Consider the following 19,928-nt stretch of genomic DNA (forward strand, 5'->3'; position numbering starts at 1 on the left):
CACGAGGCGCCACCCTACCGGCGACCACCGACGCGACGGGTCAGGCGTCCGGGCGGGCGAGCAGTTCCCGTGCCAGCTCGCGCATTTCGGCCTTGCGCACCTTGCCGGTGACGGTCATCGGGAACTCCTCGACCAGGTGCACGTACCGCGGGATCTTGTAGTGCGCCAGCTTGCCGGTGCAGAACGCGCGCAACGTATCGGCGTCGAGCGCGGCCGCGCCGGGGCGCAGCCGGATCCAGGCCATCAGCTCCTCGCCGTAGGTGGCGTCCGGGACCCCGATCACCTGGGCGTCGAGCACGTCCGGGTGGGCGTAGAGGAACTCCTCGATCTCGCGCGGGTAGATGTTCTCGCCGCCGCGGATCACCATGTCCTTGATCCGGCCGGTCACCGCGAGGTACCCGGCGTCGTCCATGACGGCGATATCGCCGGTGTGCATCCAGCGCGCCGCGTCGACGGCCTCGGCGGTCTTCTCCGGTTCGCCCCAGTAGCCGAGCATCACCGAGTAGCCGCGGGTGCAGAGCTCGCCGGGCTCGCCGCGCGGCAGCGTCCGCCCGGTGGCCGGGTCGACGATCTTGACCTCCAGGTGCGGCCCGACCCGGCCGACCGTCGCGGTGCGCCGGTCCAGGCCGTCGTCCCGGCGGGTCTGGGTGGAGACCGGCGACGTCTCGGTCATGCCGTAGCAGATCGAGACCTCCGCCATGTTCATCCGGTCGATGACCCGCTTCATCACCTCGACCGGGCAGGGCGAGCCCGCCATGATGCCGGTGCGCAGCGTGGAGAGGTCGTGCTCGGCGCCGGCGTCGAGCGCCGCCAGCATGGCGATGAACATGGTCGGCACGCCGTAGAGCGCGGTGCAGCGCTCGGCGGCGACCGCGGCCAGGCTGGCCTCCGGGTCGAAGGACGGCGCCGGGATGACGACCGCGGCGCCGTGCGTGGTGCTCGCCAGATTGCCCATCACCATGCCGAAGCAGTGGTAGAAGGGCACCGGCACGCAGATCCGGTCCCGCTCGGTGTAGCCGCAGAGCTCGCCGACGAACCAGCCGTTGTTCAGGATGTTGTGGTGGCTGAGCGTGGCGCCCTTGGGGAACCCGGTGGTGCCGGAGGTGTACTGGATATTGATCGGGTCGTCGGCGGAGAGCTCCGCGGCGACCGCGGCCAGCCGGGCGGCGTCCGGTGCGGTGGCCGCCAGCGCTTCCCACTCCGGCGCGCCGATGACCAGCACCGAAGCCAGCTCCGGCAGCGCGGGGCGCACCTCGCCGATCATGGCGACGTAGTCCGAGGTCTTGAAGGACCCGGCCGTCACCAGCACCCCGACGCCGGCCTGGCGGAGCACGAACTCCAGCTCCGACGTGCGGTAGGCCGGGTTGATGTTCACCAGGATCGCGCCGATCTTCGCGGTGGCGTACTGCACCAGGAACCACTCCGCGCAGTTCGGCGCCCAGATCCCGACCCGGTCGCCGGTGCGGACGCCGTGTTCGAGCAGCCCGGTGGCGATGCCGTCCACCGCGGCGACCAGGTCGCGGTAGCTCCAGCGGCGGCCGGAGGGGAGGTCGACCAGGGCCTCCCGCTCCGGGTGCGCGGCGGCGACGCGGTCCAGGTTGCCGCCGATGGTGTCGCCGAGCAGCGGGGTGTCGGCGAGGCCGCTGTCGTAGGCGGGGGCGGTCATCGGGTACCGCCGCCGCGCAGCAGGTAGCGCTGCACCTTGCCGCTGGGGGTCTTGGGCAGCGCGTCCACGAAGTGCACCCGGCGCGGGTAGGCGTGCGCGGCGAACTTCTGCTTGACCAGCTGCTGCAGCTCGGCGGCGAGCTCGGCCTCGCCGGTGGCGCCCGGCCGGAGCACGACGAAGGCCTCCAGCACCTCGCCGCGCAGCTCGTCCGGCATGCCGACCACCGCGGCCTCGGCGACCCCCGGGTGCAGCAGCAGCACGCTCTCCACCTCGAACGGGCCGATCCGGTACCCGGCCATGATGATCACGTCGTCGTCCCTGGCGGAGAAGCGGAAGAAGCCGTCGGCGTCCCTGGACCCGGCGTCGCCGGTGAGGTACCAGCGGCCGTCGGCGGTGAAGCGCTGCGCGGTGCGCTCGGGGGCGTCCAGGTAGCCGGTGAACCAGAGCAGCGGGCTGTTCTCGGTGTCGATGGCGACCCGGCCCAGCTCGCCGGTGGGCGCCTCGGTGTCGGCGTCGTCGGCGAGGACCGCGCAGTGCCAGCCGGGCAGCTGCCTGCCCATCGAGCCGAGCGGGACCGTCGCGTCCAGCGCCTCGTGCCAGGCATTGCAGATGACCATGCCGTGCTCGGTCTGGCCGTAGTGGTCGCGGACCGGGACGCCGAGCGTCCGGGCCGACCACGCCACCACCTCGGGGGTGAGCGGCTCGCCCGCCGAGGAGGCGCGGCGCAGCGTGATCCCCTCCGGCGCCGGCTCCGTGCGCAGCGCCCGGTAGACGGTGGGCGCGGCCGCGAAATTGGTGACGCCGAAGCGCTCCAGCACCTGCCAGGTGAGCGCGGGCGAGAAGGGCGCGTGCAGCAGCAGGGTGCGGATGCCGGACGCCAGCGGCGCCAGGATCGCGTAGTACAGCCCGTACGCCCAGCCCGGATCGGCGCCGTTCCAGAAGACGTCGTCCGGCCGGACGTCGAGCGCGAACTCCTGGTACGCGTGGAACGAGGCGAGCGCGCGCAGCGGGATCGGCACGCCCTTCGGGGTCCCGGTGGTGCCGCTGGTGAAGAGCTGCACCAGCGCGCCGTCGCCGCCGACGGTCACCGCGGCGGCCCGCGGGTCGTCGGCGGCGTGCCGCGCGAGCAGCTCCTCGAAGCGCAGCGCGCCGGGCTGCTCGCCGCCCGCGACGATCACGCCCCACGGCGCGTCGGCCGGGATGTCGTCGCCGGGGCGCAGCTTGGCGGCCTGGTCGGCGTCGGCGATCACCCAGCGCGCCGCGCTCGCGGTGAGCCGGAAGGCGATGGCGGGCGGGGCGAAGGCGGTGAAGAGCGGCACGTGCACCGCGCCGCGCCGCCAGATGCCGAGCAGCGCCACCACCAGGTCGGCCGACTTGGCCATCAGCGTGGCGACCCGGTCGCCGGGGCCGACGCCGAGCTCGGCCAGCGCGGCGGCGAACCGCTCGGAGCGCTCGCGCAGCTCGCCGTAGGTGAGGTCGGTGTGGCGCAGATCGGACTCGACGACGGTGACCGCGACCCGGTCGGCCGGGTGCCGGTCGCAGAGCAGCACCGCCGCGGTGGCGGCCGGGCCGTCGTAGGTCGCCAGCAGGGTGCGCACCCGCTGGTCCGGGTCGCTGTCGAGCGCGGTCGTCATGTGGTCCTCCCTGGTGCGGCTCCGGCCGCACGCCGGAGTCCGCCTAGAATGTGGGACACGTCACGTCCCGCACTACCCCCGAAAAGGGGTGACCCGCTATGAACCGCGAGCGCGCCTCGGGCGAGCACCTGCTCCGCCCGCGCGACGGCGACGCGCTGCGCGCGGCCCTGCGGCTGGTGGCCGGGGAATCCGGGGTGCCGGTGGCATTCGGCGGCGAGATCGCGCGCGACACCCTGCTGCTCTCGGAGTTCGTCGGCACCACGACGAACGCGCTGCGCGGGCTCACCGTGCTGCGCATGTCCGGCCTGGGCGGGCAGGTGATGGACACCGGCGCCCCCGCCTCGGTGGCCGACTACCGCAGCGCCTCTTCCATCACGCACGACTACGACCGGCCCGTACTCGGCGAGGGCATCCGCTCGGTGCTCGCGGTGCCGGTGCTGGTGGACCGGCAATCCCGCGCGGTGCTCTACGCCGCGAACCGCGGCGGCTCCCCGCTCGGCGGCCGCACCGCCGAGCTGATGATCGGCGCGGCGCGGCGGCTCGCCCGCGAGATCACCGTGCGCGACGAGGTGGACCGGCGGGTGCGGCTGCTCCGGCTCGCCGAACCGGCGCCCGCCGGCGCGGACGGCGCGGAGCTGCGCGACATCCACGCCGAGCTCAGGGAGATCGCGGGCGCCGTCCCCGACCCCGAGCTGCGCGCCCGGCTCGACACCGTCGGCGGCCGGATCACCCGCATGCTCGCGGGCGCGCCCGCGGTGGACGCGCCCCCGCTCTCCCGCCGCGAACTCGACGTGCTCGCCCAGATCGCGCTCGGCTGCACCAATCAGGAGGTCGCGGCGCGGCTCTCGCTCGGCGCAGAGACGGTCAAGAGCTACCTGCGCAGCGCCATGAGCAAGCTGGACGCGCACACCAGGGTGGAGGCGGTTGCCAAGGCCAGACGGGCCCGGCTGCTGCCGTAGAACCCTGTCGGTACCCCGTGCGATGATCCTCGCCGACAACACTTCGGGGGAGGAGTTCGGCATGGGGTGGAATCGCGCGCTCCGGGCGCTGGCGGCGTTCGGGCTGGTACTGCTGCTGGCAGGCTGCGGGGGCACCGCGGCGTCCCGGCCGCCGGGCGGGCTGGAGCTGTCCGGGATACGCACCGTCGAGCTCGGCGCCTTCGGCGACGCGGGGGTGACGGAGTCCGGCATCTACACCGTGCGCGGGGACGCGATCCTCGGGTGGAGTCCGGGGGGCGAGCAGCGGTGGACGATCCGGCGGGCCGGGAGTACGCCGGATCCGCAGCGCACCACGCCGGTGCTGTTCCACGACGTGCTGCTGGTGCACTGGCAGGACTCCCCCGGCTATGTCGCCTACGCCGCCGACACCGGGGCGGAGCTGTGGAGCACCGCCGCCGACACGTGGGGGGAGAGCGGCGTCGAGGAGGGCCGGGTCGTGCTCCGCGATCCCGCGACGAACCGGCTGCGCTGGAGCGCCGATCCGGCGCGGTGGAGCTGCGCGGCGCCGTTCACCGAGGACACCGTCTCCGTCCTGCTGACGCGGGAGGTCGCGCTGCTGCGCTGCCCCACCCGCCTCGCCGCGGACGGCGCCGGGCTCGACCTCGCCGTCGCCGCGTTCGACCGCCTGACCGGGGCCGAGCTGTGGCACCGGACGCTCAGCGGCACCGATACCTTCGTGGTCGATTCGCCCGACACCCTGACCGTGAAGTCCGGCGGCGAGCGGGTGTTCCTCGCCCTGCGCGGCGGCGACGAGCTCGGCCGTCAGCCGGTCGGCGAGCAGTCCCGCTACCGCTTCGCCCGGCCCGGCGGTACCGCGCTGATCATGGACAGCACCACCCTCGCGAAGAACACCGAGATGCGGTTCGTCGAGCCGGACGGCGGGGTGCGCTGGACGGCGCCGCTCGCCGCCGACGAGGAGGTGCTGCTGAACGTCGGGTCGCCGGACGGTGTGCTGCTGGCGACGCTGCGGCCGCGCAGCGGCGGGCGCGACGACGGGTCACTGCTCGCCTACGACGTGCGCACCGGCGAGCGCACCCATGTCGCGGGGCCGGAGCCGACGGCGCGCGGGGAGGAACCGCTGCTCACCATGCCGGTCGCGCAGACCGCGCGGCTGCACGCCGCGCCGTGGGGCGTGCTGGTACCCGGTGCGGACGGCCGCGCCGCGGTGATTCCCTCCGGCTGAGCGGTCGGGCCGGTCAGGCCGGGTCGGGGACGCCGTCGTCGCCGGGCAGCAGGTCCGGCCTGCGGGCGCGGGTGCGCTCCAGCGCCTGCTCGTGCCGCCACGCCGCGATCTTGGCGTGGTCGCCGGAGAGCAGGATCGGCGGCACCTCGAGGTCGCGCCAGACCACGGGGCGGGTGTAGCTCGGGCCCTCGAGCAGGCCGTCGGAGAAGGAATCCTCGCGGTGCGACTGCTGGTTGCCGAGCACGCCGGGCAGCAGCCGGACCACCGCCTCGACCATCACCAGGACCGCGGCTTCGCCGCCGATGAGCACGTAGTCACCGATGCTCACCTCCTCGACCCGCACCCGGCGCGCGGCATCATCGAAGACCCGCTGATCGATGCCCTCGTACCGGCCGCAGGCGAAGACCAGGTGTCGCTCGGCCGCCCAGCGCTCCGCGGTGGCCTGGGTGAACGGCACCCCGGCCGGGGTGGGCACCACCAGCAGCGCGTCGTCCGGGCAGACCTCGTCCAGCGCGACACCCCACACGGAGGGCTTCATGACCATGCCGGGACCGCCGCCGTACGGCGAGTCGTCCACCGACCGGTGCACATCGTGCGTCCAGTGCCGCAGATCGTGCACGCCGATCGAGATCAGCCCGCGCTCGACGGCCTTGCCGAGCAGCGCGGCGCGCAGCGGCTCCAGGTACTCGGGGAAGATCGTGAGCACATCCAGTTTCACGACGGCCTCATTCCGGGTCGAGCAACCCCTCGGGCGGGTCGATCACCACGACACCCTCGGCCACCGAGACGGTCGGCACGATGGCGGTGACGAACGGCACCAGGAGCTCCCTGCCGTCCTCGGCGCGCACCGAGAGCAGCTCGCCCGCGGCCGAGTGCAGCACCTCGGTGACGGTGCCGACGGCGGTGCCGTCGGTGAGCCGCACCGCGAGCCCCTCGAGTTCGTGGTCGTAGAACTCGTCCGGGTCCTCGCTCGGCGGCAGGTCGGCGCTGTCCACCAGGAACAGCGTGCCGCGCAGCGCGTCCGCCGCGTCCCGGCCGTCCACCTCGCGCAGACGCACGAGAAGCCGGCCCGAGTGCTCGCGGGCCGACTCCACGGTGAACCGCGTGCCCCCGGTGCGCGCCCGCGGCGGCCGTCCGAGCAGGACGGCGCCGGGGGCGAACCGGGAGCCGGGATCGTCGGTGCGGATCTCGACGACGAGTTCGCCGCGCACACCGTGCGACTTGGCGACCCGTCCGACGACGAGTTCCATCTAGGCGTCGGTGTCGACCACGTCGACCCGGATGCCGCGGCCGCCGATCCCGGCGACCAGCGTGCGCAGCGCGGTGGCGGTGCGGCCGCCGCGGCCGATGACCTTGCCCAGGTCGTCCGGGTGGACGTGCACCTCGACGGTGCGGCCGCGCCTGCCGGTGATCAGCTCGACCCGGACGTCGTCGGGGTTGGCGACGATGCCGCGCACCAGGTGCTCGACGGCATCGGCGACGACCACGCTCATTACTCGGCGGCTTCGGTCGACTCGGCCGCAGCGTCGTCGGCCTTCTTCGCCTTCTTCTTCGGCGTCGTGGCCTCGCCGGACGGCTCGCCGTCGGCGGCGGCCAGCGCGGCGTTGAAGAGGTCGAGCTTGCTCGGCTTGGCGGCCTTGACCTTCAGGGTGCCCTCGGTGCCGGGCAGGCCCTTGAACTTCTGCCAGTCGCCGGTGATCTCCAGCAGCCGCTGCACGGGCTCGGTGGGCTGGGCGCCGACGCCGAGCCAGTACGCCACCCGCTCCGCGTCGATCTCGATCAGCGAGGGCTCTTCCTTCGGGTGGTACTTGCCGATCGACTCGATGGCCCGGCCGTCGCGGCGGGTGCGGGCGTCGGCGACGACCACGCGGTACTGCGGGTTGCGGATCTTGCCCAGGCGGGTGAGCTTGATGCGAACAGCCATGGCTGTGAGTTCTGCCTTTCGGTGGTGGCCGCCGCGGGGGCGGCCGAATGGTCACTGCGCGATTCAGCGACCCCGCACGGTCTGCGGGTCCGGTTTCGCGCTCGAAGTGTGTGACCGCCGCGCGGTACGGAACCGGAGACGGGCTGACACGCGTCCAGAAGGACGGTGGATCATTGTGCCAGACGGGTGCGGCGCGGCCGAAATCGGCTCGGTCAGCCCCGCCGGTAGCGCAGCAGCACCACGCCGGAGCGGAAGGCTCGCGATTCGGCCAGCCACAGCGGCGGCACCCCGGTGGCGTCCGCGAAGAGCCGGGCGCCGGTTCCCACCACCACCGGGTAGACGAAGAGCCGGTACTCGTCCACCAGGTCCGCGGCGATGAGCGCGTGGCAGAGCCGGATGCTGCCGGTGGTCACGATGTCGCGGCCCGGCCGCGCCTTGATGCGCGCGATCTCCTCGGTGAGCGGGCCGGAGAGGATCTCCGAGTTGGCCCAGCCCGGCTCGGTGAGGGTCCGGGAGACGACGTACTTGGTGACGGTGTTCAGGTGCTCGGTGACGCCGGTGGTGTCGTCGGTCCGCGCGGGCCAGAAGCCGCGCATCTGCTCGAAGGTGGTCCGGCCGAAGAGCACCGCGTCCGAGGCGGCGGCCTGGTCGCGCAGGGCGGCATCCAGGTCGGCGGTGGCTTCGGGGTCGGTGCCCGCTACCGAGAACCAGTCGGCGGCTTCGATCACTCCGTCGACGGTGATGTTCTGGGTCACGACGAGTTCGCGCACGGCTTTCCTTCCGATCGATGGCGCTGCTACCGATAGCGACGACGCGGCGACCCGGAATTCAGCGGTGCGCGGTGACCGGGTCGCGCCGCGGGTACGCGATACCGCGCAGGATCACCGCGGAGGGCGAGGTCAGCGCGGCCGGGTCGGTGCGCGGGTCGCGGTCGTAGAGGACGAAGTCGGCGGGGGCGCCCTCCTCCAGGACCGGGCGGCCGAGCCAGCGGCGGGCGTCCCAGGAGGCGGCGCCGAGCGCGTCGTGCGCGGAGAGCCCGGCGCCGGTGAGCGCGGCGATCTCGTCGGCGATCCGGCCGTGCCGGATGGAGCCGCCCGCGTCGGTGCCCGCGTAGATCGGCACCCCGGCCTCGTGCGCGCGGCCGACGGTGTCGCGCACCCGGCGGTGCAGGTCGCGCATGTGCGCGGCGTAGACCGGGAACTTGCCGGCGCCGTCGGCGATGCCGGGGAAGGTGTCGATATTGACCAGCGTCGGCACCAGCGCGGTGCCGTGCTCGACCATGAGCGCGATGGTGTCGTCGGTGAGGCCGGTGCCGTGCTCCAGGCAGTCGATCCCGGCATTGATCAGCCCGGGCAGCGCGTCCTCGCCGAAGACGTGCGCGGTGACCCTGGCGCCGTTGGCGTGCGCGGCGTCGATCGCCTCCTTCAGCACCGCGTCGCTCCAGAGCGGGCGCAGATCGCCGACGGCCCGATCGATCCAGTCGCCGACGATCTTCACCCAGCCGTCGCCGAGGCGAGCCTGCTCGGCCACGATCTCCGGCAGGTCGCGCTCGTCGTCCAGCTCGATGCCGAGCTCCCGGATGTAGCGCTTGGGGCGGGCGATGTGCCTGCCCGCCCTGATGATCCGCGGCAGCTCCGCGTGGTCGTCCACGAACCGGGTGTCGATCGGCGACCCGGCGTCGCGCAGCAGCAGCGCGCCGGCCTCCCGCTCGGTGACGGCCTGCTCGACGGCGCCGTCCCGATCCTCGTGGCCGCCGCCGTACCGGATGCCGACGTGGCAGTGCGCGTCCACCAGCCCCGGCACGATCCAGCCGTCGCGCGCGAACGTCTCAGCGCCGGGCACGGGGTCATAGGTGACCCGCCCCTCCTGCACCCAGATATCGCGCACCTCGGCCTCGGGCAGAACCACGCCCCGCAGATGCACCACCGACCTCCTTCGCCCCGGACCGTCCTGCCCTTGGACTGTCTCACGGCCTGCGCCGCCACAGGCCATCTCGCCCCGAGACTGCCCCAGGACCCGTGGCGCGCAGCCATATGTGCGGGCTCCCAGCCCGGAATCGGTTACTGCTTGGGGAACTTCAGCTTCGAGATGTCGAAACCCTCCAGCCCGGGCGGCAACTGGTCGAGCCCGGCGGGCATGTTGGAAATATCCGGCATGCCGGGAGGCAACCCGGGCATGCCGGGGAACCCGCCGCGCACCTTGGGCGGGGTCGGCCCGCGGCCGCCCTTCTTGCCCTTCTTCCCCTTGCGGTTGTTCCGCCGGTTGGCGCCGGGCATGCCCATCTGCCTGCCCATGGCCGCCATCATCTTCCTGGCCTCGAAGAACCGGTCGACCAGCTGGTTCACATCGGAGACCTGGACGCCGGAGCCGTTGGCGATGCGCAGCCTGCGGGAGGCGTTGATGATCTTCGGTTCGGCCCGCTCGGCCGGGGTCATGCCGCGGATGATGGCCTGTACCCGGTCGAGCTGCTTGTCGTCGACCGCGGCGAGCGCATCCTTCATCTGGCCGGCGCCGGGGAGCATGCCGAGCAGGTTTCCGATCGGCCCCATCTTGCGGATGGCGAGCATCTGCTCCAGGAAGTCCTCGAGCGTGAGTTCGCCGCTGCCGATCTTGCGGGCCGCCTCCTCGGCCTGCCGCTGGTCGTAGACCTGCTCGGCCTGCTCGATGAGGGTGAGCACATCGCCCATGCCGAGGATGCGGCTGGCCATCCGGTCGGGGTGGAAGACGTCGAAGTCCTCCAGCTTCTCGCCGGTGGAGGCGAACATGATCGGCGCGCCGGTGACATTCCGGACCGAGAGCGCGGCGCCACCGCGGGCGTCACCGTCCAGCTTGGTCAGCACGACGCCGGTGAAGCCGACGCCGTCGCGGAACGCCTCGGCGGTGCTCACCGCGTCCTGGCCGATCATGGCGTCGAGGACGAAGAGCACCTCGTCCGGCTGCACGGCATCGCGGATGCCGGTGGCCTGCTGCATCAGTTCGGCGTCGATACCGAGCCGGCCCGCGGTGTCGACGATGACCACGTCGTACTGCTTGGCCTTGGCCTCGGCGATGCCGGACTCGGCGACCCGCACCGGGTCGGCGGCCGAGACGCCGAGCTGGTTCTCCCCGCCGAGGCCGGTGCCCGGGTGCGGCGCGAAGACCGGGACGCCAGCGCGCTCGCCGACCACCTGGAGCTGGGTGACCGCGCCGGGGCGCTGCAGGTCGCAGGCGACGAGCAGCGGCTGGTGGCCCTGGCCGCGCAGCCATTTCGCGAGCTTGCCCGCGAGCGTGGTCTTACCGGCGCCCTGCAGGCCGGCCAGCATGATCACGGTGGGCGGGTTCTTGGCGAAGGTGAGCCTGCGGGTCTCGCCGCCGAGGATGCCGACGAGTTCCTCGTTGACGATCTTGACGACCTGCTGCGCCGGGTTCAGCGCCGCCGAGACCTCGGCGCCGTTGGCGCGCTCCTTGATCCGGGCGATGAAGCCGCGCACCACCGGCAGCGCGACGTCGGCCTCCAGCAGCGCCAGCCGGATCTCGCGCGCGGTGGCGTCGATGTCGGCCGGTGACAGACGCCCCTTGCCACGCAGATCCTTGAGGGCACCTGTCAGCCGGTCGGACAGTGATTCGAACACCGATCGCGCTCCTGGACTCGGGGGGACGACATTTCCCGTCCAGGGTAATCGGCTGACGCCGCGCGCCACGCGGCGGTCGGGAAGTCGACCGCCGCGGGCTCAGCGCCGCGGCCGCGGGCGCGGCCGCTGGCTGGCGTAGTCGTGGTTCTCCACCGCGACGAGGAACACCGCCTCGCGGCCGGTGAGGCCGAGTTCGGCGGCGGCCGCGTCGAGTTCGCCCGCGCCGCCGGCGCCGCCGGTCGCCACCGCCGAGGCGATGGTCATGGCGGTGACGGCCTGCGGGGCGCTGAGGGTGCGGCCCGGCAGCCAGGACACCACCCAGTTCCCATTGCCGACGCAGCGAGCGATGTGCCTGGTCTCGTCGCTGGTCATCAGCGACGCGGATACCACCTCCAGCGCCAACGGACCCACCTCTCATCGACGTTTCCGGTCACCCGATAGTAATCTGCGTCACATTCGATGCGGTAGCCGAATCACGTCGGACGATCAGCCGACAGCCGAATCCCCCGCCTCCTCCGGCTTCTTCGGGGCCGGCTGCGGCACCACCGCCAGCACGCTCCGCTCCAGCGCGGCCCTGCGCTCCGCGGAGTCCCCGGCGCCGAGGTCGAGGCAGAAGGTGTCGACGACCGCCGACCCCATGGTCACCACCTTGGCCCAGCGCACCGAGGCCGCGGCGTCGGCGAAGACCGCCGCAAGCCGGGTGAGCAGCCCCAGCCGGTCCTCGGCGCGCAGCTCCAGGATCACCCGGCCCGGCGCCGACGCCTCCGACCAGATCACCCGGGGCTGGGCCTGCGCGTACGGGCCGCGGCCGGGGCCGTCGGCATCGCGCTCGCGCTTGGCCAGCACCGCGCCCGGGTCGAGATCGCCCGCCATGGCGCGGATGAGCTCCTGGCGCAGCAGCCCGGCGTCCGGCGGGGTGCCGAAGCGCGGGGTCACCACGAAGGTGTCGACGGCGGATGCCTGCTCGACCCCGAGCGCGGCGGAGAGCACCCGCAGCGAGTGCAGCGCGAGCACCCCGGCGGCGTCCGAGAGCAGCCCCGGCGCGTCGGGGGCGATCACGGTGACGGTGTAGGTGTGCTTGCCGTCGCCGGGCTGGAGCTCCACGTGCACCCCGCCGGCCGCGGCCTTGGCCAGCAGCTCGGGGGCGATGGGCTCCGGCGCGGGCAGGTCGTCGCCGCGCATGACGGTCCGGCAGCGCCGCACCAGGTCGCCGATGAGCGAGGCCTTCCAGTCGCCCCAGACGCCGGGGCCGGTGGCCAGGGAATCCGCCTCGGCCAGGGTGTGCAGCAGCTCCAGCAGCTGGACGTCGCCGTCCAGCGCCGTCACCACGTGCTCCACGGTGGCCGGGTCGGCCAGGTCGCGGCGGGTCGCGGTGTCCGGCAGCAGCAGGTGGTACCGGACGATCGCGCTGAGCGTCCGCACATCCGACGGCCAGAGCCCGAGCCTGCGCCCGATGTGCGTGGCCAGCTCGGCGCCGACGACGCTGTGGTCGCCCGCCCTGCCCTTGCCGATGTCGTGCAGCAGCGCGCCGAGCGCGAGCAGGTCCGGCCTGGCCACCCTGGTGCTGCCCGCGCCGGCGTAGGCGACGGTCTCCATGAGGTGCCGGTCCACGGTCCAGGTGTGGATGGCGTCCCGCGGCGGCAGGTCGCGCACCGCGCCCCACTCCGGCAGCAGCCTGCCCCAGAGCCCGGTGCGGTCGAGTGCCTCGATCACGCCGATGGCATTGCGGCCCGCGCCGAGCAGCACGAGCAGGTCGTTCAGCGCGTCCTTGGGCCAGGGCTCGCGCAGCTCCGGCGCGTCCTCGGAGAGCCGGTTCAGCGTGGTGGCCGACATCGGCAGCCCGGTGATGGCGGAGGCCGCGGCCACCCGCAGGATCAGCCCGGGGTCGCGCTGCGGCCTGGCGTCGCGGGCGAGCACCACCTCGCCCGCGTGCTCGACCACGCCCTCATCGATCGGGCGGCGCACCGGCATCCGGCGCAGCCGGGCCAGGCCGCGGCGGGGCAGCGCGTTGGCGGCGGTGCGCAGCCCGACATCCACCGAGTAGCTCACCGTGCGCGCCGAATCGCTGAGCGTCCTGGCCAGGTCGAAGCGGTCGCCGATGCGCAGCGCGGCGCCGATCTCGTCGGCGTCCTGGGCGCGCAGCTGATCGCGGGCCCGGCCCGCCACCCGGTGCAGCTCGGTGCGCACGTCGAGCAGCCTGCGGTGCGCGTGCTTCAGCCCGCCGCCGGGGACGTCCGGGCCGAGGCCGGGCATGGCGTCGGTGAGCTGGGCGATCGACAGCGCGTCGAGCAGCTGGATGTCGCGCAGCCCGCCGCGGCCGTTCTTCAGGTCGGGCTCGGCCCGGTGCGCGATCTCGCCGCCGCGCTGCCAGCGCGTGCGGGTCTGCGCGATCAGCTCGTCGAAGCGGGAGCGGATGCCGGTGCGCCACTCCCGGCGCACCCCGCCGATCAGCAGGTTGCTCAGGTCGGCGTCGCCGACGATGTGCCTGGCCTCCAGCATGCCGAGCGCGGCCGGGATGTCGTCGGCGGCAACCCGCAGCGCCTGCGGCACCGTGCGCACGCTGTGGTCGAGCTTGATGTGCGCGTCCCAGAGCGGGTACCAGAGCTGGTCGGCCACCTCGGCCACCCGGGCCGGGTCCACGTCGTCGTGCAGCAGCACCAGGTCGAGATCGGAGAAGGGCAGCATCTCGCGCCGCCCGAGCCCGCCGACGGCGATCAGCGCCAGCCCGGAATCCGGGCCGATGCCGAGCTCGGCGCCCTTGCCGGTGAGCCAGAGATCGAACAGGTCGACCAGTGCCGACCGCAGTGATTCCGCGTCCAGCCGCGGATTGCGCGGATGCCCCCCCTCGAGCAGCTGAGCCCGTGCCCGGACCAGATCGGCAGCCCCGTTGTTCTGATTGTTGCCCATAGTCACCGCCCGTTCCACGCGCGCGACCCCGCTCCGGCCGGTGCTCCGGCCGGAGCGGGGCCGCCGCTCTCTCGTGCTGGATCCGGGGCCGATCCGTCCACCGGCCCCGGGGTACTACAGTGCGTCGCTGCCGCGCTCGCCGGTGCGCACCCGCACCACGGTCTCCACCGGGGTCACCCAGACCTTGCCGTCACCGATCTTGCCGGTGCGCGCGGCCTCGACGATCACCTCGACGACCTTGTCCACCGAGGCGTCGTCCACGACCACCTCGACGCGCACCTTCGGCACGAAGTCCACCGAGTACTCGGCGCCGCGGTAGACCTCGGTGTGGCCCTTCTGCCTGCCGTAGCCCTGCACCTCGCTCACGGTCATGCCGAGGATTCCGGCCTGCTCGAGCGCGCTCTTCACGTCCTCGAGCGTGAACGGTTTGACGATGGCGGTGATCAGTTTCATGCGTCATGCCTCCTTGACGGTGGTCCGTGCGGTGCCACCCACTGCAGCGAAATCGTATGCGCTCTCCGCGTGCTCGGACTCGTCCGCGCCGAGCGCCTCGTCCTCCTCGGACACCCGGAGGCCGAGGGTGAACTTGATGGCGAAGGCGATGACCGCGGTCGCGACCACCGAGTAGGCCAGCACCGCGAACGCACCGACGGCCTGCAGCTTCAGCTGCTCCCAGCCTCCACCGTAGAACAGCCCGGAGACCGCCGCCGGGGCTTCCGGCGCCGCGACCAGCCCGACCAGCAGGGTGCCGACCAGACCGCCGACGAGGTGCACGCCGACCACGTCGAGCGAATCGTCGAAGCCGAAGCGGAACTTCAGCCCGACCGCGAGGGCGCAGAGCGCACCCGCCACGACGCCGATCACCAGCGAGCCCACGATGTTCACCGAGGAGCAGGAGGGGGTGATGGCGACCAGCCCGGCCACGATGCCCGAGGCGGCGCCGAGCGAGGTGGGCTTGCCGTCGCGGATCTTCTCCACCACGAGCCAGGCGAGCATGGCGGCGGCGGTGGCGATGGTGGTGGTGAGGAAGGTGGCACCGGCGATGCCGTTGGCGCCCAGCGCGGAGCCCGCGTTGAAGCCGTACCAGCCGAACCACAGCAGCCCGGCGCCGAGCATCACGAACGGCAGGTTGTGCGGGCGGAACGGGGTCTTCGGCCAGCCCTTGCGCTTGCCGAGGACGACCGCGAGCACCAGGCCGGCCGCACCGGCGTTGATGTGCACCGCGGTGCCGCCGGCGAAGTCGATGGCCTTGAGGTTGTTGGCGATCCAGCCGCCCTGCTCGCCGGTGTAGCCGTCGAACGCGAAGACCCAGTGCGCCACCGGGAAGTAGACGACGGTGGCCCAGATGCCGGCGAAGACCAGCCAGGACCCGAACTTGATGCGGTCGGCGACCGCACCCGAGATGAGGGCGACCGTGATGATCGCGAACATCAGCTGGAAGGCGACGAACACCGAGAGCGGGATGGTGCCGAACAGCGGGATGGCGGCGGGCGCGGCCGGGTCGGTGGAGGCGAGGTACTCACCGCCGAAGACCTTGGCGAGGCCGAAGTACTGCGTCGGGTCGCCGATCAGATTGCCCTTGTCCTCGCCGAAGGCGATCGAGAAGCCGTACAGCGCCCACAGGACCGTGATGAGCCCCATGGCACTGATGCTCATCATGATCATGTTCAGCACGTTCTTGGCGCGGACCATGCCGCCGTAGAAGAACGCGAGCCCTGGCGTCATCAGCAAGACGAGCGCCGCCGCCGCCAGCATCCATGCGGTGTCACCGGCGTCCGGCGCGCCGATTGTGGGAAAATCCACCTTGATGTCCTCCTCATCTCGGGCCCGGCCGACTTCGGCATCAGGACCTGGGAAGAAGAATCCTCACCTGGTGTTTCATCCGGCAATCCACCGTGTTTCACCTACGTGAACGGGTGCGCCGGTTGTGTTGCGTCCACGTTTCCTGCGTCCCACAGCGGGCTTTCGGGCCGCTGTGGGATCGATTTCTCAGCCGAGGAGCGCGTCCACGAAGGCGCCGGGCTCGAACGGGGCGAGGTCGTCGGCGCCCTCGCCGAGGCCGACCAGCTTCACCGGGACGCCGAGCTCGTGCTGCACCTGGAAGACGATGCCGCCCTTGGCGGTGCCGTCCAGCTTGGTGAGCACGACGCCGGTGATGTCGACGACCTCGGCGAAGACCCGGGCCTGCGCCAGGCCGTTCTGGCCGACGGTGGCGTCCAGCACCAGCAGCACCTCGTCCACGGCGGCCTTCTTCTCCACCACCCGCTTGACCTTGCCGAGCTCGTCCATCAGCCCGGTCTTGGTGTGCAGTCGGCCCGCGGTGTCGATGAGGACGGCGTCCACGCCGCGCTCGATCCCGGTGGTCACGGCGTCGAAGGCGACGGAGGCCGGGTCCGCTGCCTCGCGGCCGCGCACGGTGTCGGCGCCGACCCGCTCGCCCCAGGTCTGCAGCTGGTCGGCGGCGGCGGCGCGGAAGGTGTCGGCCGCGCCGAGCAGCACCCGGCGGCCGTCGGCGACCAGCACCCGGGCCAGCTTGCCGGTGGTGGTGGTCTTGCCGGTGCCGTTCACGCCGACCACGAGCAGGATCGACGGGTGGTCGTCGTGCGGCAGGGCGTGCACCGCGCGGTCCAGCTCCGGGCGCAGCGCCTCGACCAGGACCGTGCGCAGCACGGCGCGGGCCTCGTCGGTGGTGCGCACGCTGCGTGCCGCCAGCTCCTCGCGCAGCCGCTGCACGATCACGGCGGTGCTGGCGGTGCCGAGGTCGGCGAGGACCAGGGTGTCCTCGACCTCCTCCCAGGAGTCCTCGTCCAGGTCGCCGCCGCCGAGCAGGCCGAGGAGGCTCTTGCCGACGGCGTTCTGGGAGCGGGAGAGGCGGCCGCGGAGCCGGGTCAGGCGGCCGGAGGTGGGCTCGATGTCGGCGGCGGGGGCGGTGCCCTCGGCCGGGGCGGTGCCTGTCGCGGGGGCGGTGTCCGGGATGGGGGTGGACGGCACCGTGTCCGCGGTCGACGGGGCGGTCGGGGTGATGGTGGCCCCGGCCGCAGCGGTGTCGCCGGTGTCCTTGGTCGGCGCGGCGCCCTCGGCCGGGGCGTCGGTCACGGTGGCGCCGGGCGTGCGGTCGGCGGGGGCGGTGGTGCCGGGGGCGACGGACCCCGCGTCGGGAGAGTCCGTTTCGGTCGGTGCGGTAGCGGTGGGATCGCCGGGCGGGGTGACCGATTCGGACGGCTCCACATCCGCGTCCGGGAGCCGGACCTCGGTGATGCCGCGCCGGTGCGCGTCGCGCGGCACGGCGGCGTCGTCGCCGATGTGCGGCTGCCCCTCGGTGTCGGTGCGGTCGCGCAGGTGCGGCTCCGGCTCCGCGGTGGCGGCACCGCCCCTGCTGAAGCTGAATCCGCCCGCGGCGGTATAGCCGCCGGAGCGGTCGGTCAGCTCCTTCTCCTCCGCCGGGGCGGTCAGCGACACCCGGCGGCGCTTGGAGAGGGCGTAGCCCGCGACCAACACCACCAGCACGACGGCGGCGATCACGGCGATCAGAATCCAGGCTTCGGCACTCACACCGGACATCCTTGCAGAGCCCGGCTGAGCCGCTGGTCAGGGTACCCGCGCGCCGAAACACCGGCCATCGAGATTTCTTGTCCTGCGGAACTTCTCGGCAGAGGCCAATAGGATCGGCGGCGTGACCGATCGAAACGTGCTTGGGGGGCCGCTGGAAGAGTGCGGCACCGATCCTCTCACCGGCTTCTACCGCGACGGCTGCTGCAGCACCGGGCCGGAGGATCTCGGCAGCCACACCGTGTGCACCGTCGCCACCGCGGAGTTCCTGGAGCACCAGGCCTCCATCGGCAACGACCTCAGCACCCCGCGCCCGGAGAACAATTTTCCCGGCCTGCAGCCGGGTGACCGCTGGTGCGTCGTCGCGGTGCGCTGGCTGCACGCGCACGAGGACGGGGTGGCCGCGCCGGTGGTGCTGGCCGCCACCCACGAGAACGCTCTCGAGGTGATCTCCATGGAGATCCTGCGGAAGTACGCGGTCGACGTCCCGGACGACGTCAGCGACCTGCTCTAGTTCGCGCCGGCGCCCGGCTCGCGCCGGTGCTCCCCCGGAACGCCGTACTCGGTCACCGTTCCGGCGGGGGGCGGCCCGGCGCCTGCGGCGGTGCGCCCGCTGCCTGCACGCGGCTGAGCAGTACCGCGCCGGACGCCCGGTCGCGGGCCGGTGCACCGGCCGCGCGCAGATCGGGCAGGTGGATTCCGCGCCCGCGGCGGGCCCGGTTTCGTCACCGGCTTTCGTGACGGTTCGCAGGACATCGAGGATCAGCTGGGCGGGTCGCGCCACCCCCGGCCCCGGCTGCGCGCGCTGCACCGCGATCGCGCCGGTGACGACGGCGAGCGTCTCGGCGGCGTCCAGATCGGCGCGCACCGCGCCCTGCCGCTGCGCCGCCGCCAGCAGGTCGCCGAACTCGCGCTGGAAGCGCGCGCCCGCGCTCCGCACCAGCGCCTTCGGCCAGCCGTCGTCGGACTGCGCGAGCTCGCAGAGCTCCTGGGCGCGCGGGGTGGTGAGGATCAGCTCTCGGCAGACCGCGAAGAAGGCGGCGCCCGGGTCGGCGGCGGTGGCGCGGCGGGCCGCGACCGCGGCGAGGTGGTCGATGCGCTGGTGCACGACGGCCTCGATGAGATCGGCCTTGGCCGGGAAGTGCCGGTAGACGGTGCCCGCGCCCACCCCGGCCGCCCGCGCGATCTCGGTCAGCGAGACGCCGGTGCCGCGCTCGGCGAAGGCGCGGCGGGCGGCGGCGAGGACCAGGGCGCGGTTGCGCCTGGCATCGGCCCTGGTGCGGTCGGCGGTCACTTTCGTCACGGTCTTTCGTTCCGGGGGCTGTCCGGGGTCCGGTGCGGATTCTAGCGTCGGAAACGGGTCGAGCGACCCGATTCCGAGCCTCCACAGCGAAAGGCCACCATGGCTGAACACTCCGAATCCGTCCTCGTCGTCGGCGCCACCGGGCAGCAGGGCGGCGCCACCGCGCGCGGGTTGCTCGCCGCCGGGGTCCCGGTGCGCGCGCTGGTGCGCGATCCATCGGCGCCCGCCGCCCGCGCGCTCGCCGCGACGGGAGCGGCGCTGGTCACGGGCGATCTCGACGATCCGCCGAGCCTGGCCGCCGCGGTCGCCGGGGTGCGGGCGGTATTCCTCGTTCCACCTTCGGTTTTCGGGCCGGGCGGCTGGGATTCCGCCCGGGAGGCCGCGCGCGGGCTGGCGGTGGTCGAGGCGGCGCGCCGGGGCGGGGCCGAGCAGATCGTGTTCAGCGGGGTGGCGAGGACGCCGGGGCACGATTCCCGCGATCTCGACGGCAAGACCGCGATCGAGGACGCGGTGGCGGGGTCCGGGCTGCGGTACACGCTGCTGCGGCCGGTGCGGTTCATGGAGAACTACCTGCTGCGCGGGTTCGTCGTGGACGGGATCGTGCACGGCGTGAACCGGCACATCTTCCCGGCCGACGAGCCGCTGTTCATGATCGCGCTCGCCGATATCGCGGAGTTCGCGGTGCGCGCGCTCACCGAACCCGCGCGCTTCCACGGGCAGGCGCTGCAGCTCGCGGGTGCCGCGCCGCCGCCGCGGGCCGCGGCGGCGGCCATCACCGCCGCCGTCGGGCGGCCGGTGCGCTACCACGAACTCACCGAGGCCGAGGCGGACGGCATCGCGCCGATGATCGGCGACGCCTGGCGCGCGGTCCGCCGCACCGGCGGCTGGCGGGCCGACCTGCCCGCGCTCCGCGCCCTGCACCCCGGCCTCCTCGATCTGGAGAGCTGGCTCGAATCCGGCGGCGCCGACGCCATCCGCGCTCTCGGCGCCGACGCCACGACCTGAAAGCGGCCTTTCGCCCGTCGCGGCACTGTCTACCAGCGCGGCAGGTTTGCGGGCACCGCGCCCCGCCGTCCCACCTCGCCGGCGGGCAGGGACCGCGTCCCACCCCGCGGCGGTTACCGGCTCGGCGCGGGCAATACCCCGCAGGGGC

Annotated in this window: 18 protein-coding genes and 1 pseudogene; 4 read left to right on the top strand and 15 right to left on the bottom strand. The window is 73.3% G+C overall.

Going from position 1 to position 19,928, the window contains the following annotated elements; all coding sequences use genetic code 11:
- Nucleotides 1–40: 40 nt before the first annotated feature.
- Both AB0H71_RS29125 and AB0H71_RS29130 read right to left on the bottom strand, forming a co-directional pair.
- Nucleotides 41–1,666 (bottom strand): AMP-binding protein, encoded by a 1,626-nt coding sequence (locus AB0H71_RS29125; protein ID WP_357027156.1) that lies wholly within the window; start codon nt 1,664–1,666, stop codon nt 41–43.
- On the bottom strand, nt 1,663–3,300 hold the full coding sequence (locus AB0H71_RS29130) for an AMP-binding protein (protein WP_357027158.1): 1,638 nt from the start codon (nt 3,298–3,300) through the stop codon (nt 1,663–1,665). Before AB0H71_RS29130 ends, AB0H71_RS29125 begins: the two co-directional genes overlap by 4 nt.
- A gap of 98 nt (nt 3,301–3,398) precedes the next feature.
- Between AB0H71_RS29130 and AB0H71_RS29135 the strand changes: the two genes are divergently transcribed.
- Together AB0H71_RS29135 and AB0H71_RS29140 are read left to right on the top strand one after the other, a co-directional pair.
- Nucleotides 3,399–4,259, top strand: coding sequence for a LuxR C-terminal-related transcriptional regulator (locus AB0H71_RS29135; protein ID WP_357027160.1), 861 nt, complete (start codon nt 3,399–3,401; stop codon nt 4,257–4,259).
- 61 nt (nt 4,260–4,320) lie between these two features.
- Entirely contained in the window at nt 4,321–5,481 is a 1,161-nt protein-coding gene (locus tag AB0H71_RS29140; RefSeq protein ID WP_357027162.1) for a PQQ-binding-like beta-propeller repeat protein, read from the top strand.
- A gap of 13 nt (nt 5,482–5,494) precedes the next feature.
- Here the strand turns inward: AB0H71_RS29140 and trmD are convergent, their stop codons facing one another.
- From trmD to ftsY, 12 genes are all read right to left on the bottom strand, one after another.
- Complete coding sequence (gene trmD, locus AB0H71_RS29145) at nt 5,495–6,199, bottom strand: tRNA (guanosine(37)-N1)-methyltransferase TrmD (protein ID WP_357027163.1); 705 nt, start codon at nt 6,197–6,199, stop codon at nt 5,495–5,497.
- A gap of 7 nt (nt 6,200–6,206) precedes the next feature.
- Nucleotides 6,207–6,731 (bottom strand): ribosome maturation factor RimM, encoded by a 525-nt coding sequence (gene rimM / locus AB0H71_RS29150; protein WP_357027165.1) that lies wholly within the window; start codon nt 6,729–6,731, stop codon nt 6,207–6,209.
- Complete coding sequence (locus tag AB0H71_RS29155) at nt 6,732–6,974, bottom strand: RNA-binding protein (protein ID WP_233019760.1); 243 nt, start codon at nt 6,972–6,974, stop codon at nt 6,732–6,734.
- On the bottom strand, nt 6,974–7,405 hold the full coding sequence (gene rpsP / locus AB0H71_RS29160; RefSeq protein WP_357027167.1) for a 30S ribosomal protein S16: 432 nt from the start codon (nt 7,403–7,405) through the stop codon (nt 6,974–6,976). Before rpsP ends, AB0H71_RS29155 begins: the two co-directional genes overlap by 1 nt.
- 212 nt (nt 7,406–7,617) lie before the next feature.
- Nucleotides 7,618–8,175 carry a dihydrofolate reductase family protein gene (locus tag AB0H71_RS29165; RefSeq protein WP_357027169.1) on the bottom strand — a complete coding sequence of 186 codons (558 nt, stop codon included), beginning with the start codon at nt 8,173–8,175 and terminating at the stop codon, nt 7,618–7,620.
- A 58-nt stretch (nt 8,176–8,233) separates the two neighbouring features.
- The gene (locus tag AB0H71_RS29170) at nt 8,234–9,328 is read right to left on the bottom strand and encodes an amidohydrolase family protein (protein ID WP_357027171.1); all 1,095 of its coding nucleotides are present in this window, start codon (nt 9,326–9,328) and stop codon (nt 8,234–8,236) included.
- A gap of 137 nt (nt 9,329–9,465) precedes the next feature.
- Nucleotides 9,466–11,016, bottom strand: a complete 1,551-nt coding sequence (ffh, locus tag AB0H71_RS29175; RefSeq protein ID WP_357027173.1) for a signal recognition particle protein — start codon at nt 11,014–11,016, stop codon at nt 9,466–9,468.
- A gap of 99 nt (nt 11,017–11,115) precedes the next feature.
- Entirely contained in the window at nt 11,116–11,388 is a 273-nt protein-coding gene (locus tag AB0H71_RS29180; RefSeq protein ID WP_357027175.1) for a hypothetical protein, read from the bottom strand.
- 114 nt (nt 11,389–11,502) lie between these two features.
- A complete protein-coding gene (locus AB0H71_RS29185) occupies nt 11,503–13,923 on the bottom strand; it encodes a [protein-PII] uridylyltransferase (protein WP_357027418.1) in 2,421 nt (806 codons plus the stop codon).
- Between the two features lie 114 nt (nt 13,924–14,037).
- Nucleotides 14,038–14,376 carry a P-II family nitrogen regulator gene (locus tag AB0H71_RS29190; protein ID WP_357027177.1) on the bottom strand — a complete coding sequence of 113 codons (339 nt, stop codon included), beginning with the start codon at nt 14,374–14,376 and terminating at the stop codon, nt 14,038–14,040.
- A gap of 3 nt (nt 14,377–14,379) precedes the next feature.
- On the bottom strand, nt 14,380–15,726 hold the full coding sequence (locus AB0H71_RS29195) for an ammonium transporter (protein WP_357027179.1): 1,347 nt from the start codon (nt 15,724–15,726) through the stop codon (nt 14,380–14,382).
- A 186-nt stretch (nt 15,727–15,912) separates the two neighbouring features.
- Nucleotides 15,913–17,484: a signal recognition particle-docking protein FtsY gene (gene ftsY / locus AB0H71_RS29200; protein ID WP_357027181.1), complete on the bottom strand. Its 1,572-nt coding sequence runs from the start codon at nt 17,482–17,484 to the stop codon at nt 15,913–15,915.
- A 112-nt stretch (nt 17,485–17,596) separates the two neighbouring features.
- Here ftsY and AB0H71_RS29205 point away from each other — a divergent pair, with 112 nt between their 5' ends.
- Nucleotides 17,597–17,986, top strand: coding sequence for a DUF2237 domain-containing protein (locus tag AB0H71_RS29205; RefSeq protein WP_233019769.1), 390 nt, complete (start codon nt 17,597–17,599; stop codon nt 17,984–17,986).
- Between the two features lie 303 nt (nt 17,987–18,289).
- On the opposite strand, the pseudogene AB0H71_RS29210 reads toward AB0H71_RS29205, so the two are convergent.
- Nucleotides 18,290–18,886 (bottom strand): annotated as a pseudogene (locus tag AB0H71_RS29210) (helix-turn-helix domain-containing protein); the annotation flags it as partial.
- Between AB0H71_RS29210 and AB0H71_RS29215 the strand changes: the two are divergent.
- Complete coding sequence (locus AB0H71_RS29215) at nt 18,875–19,780, top strand: NmrA family NAD(P)-binding protein (RefSeq protein WP_357027183.1); 906 nt, start codon at nt 18,875–18,877, stop codon at nt 19,778–19,780. The pseudogene AB0H71_RS29210 and the gene AB0H71_RS29215 sit on opposite strands and share 12 nt — an antisense overlap.
- The last annotated feature ends 148 nt before the right edge of the window (nt 19,781–19,928 follow it).

The organism is Nocardia sp. NPDC050697 (assembly GCF_040654395.1).
Lineage (GTDB): Bacteria > Actinomycetota > Actinomycetes > Mycobacteriales > Mycobacteriaceae > Nocardia.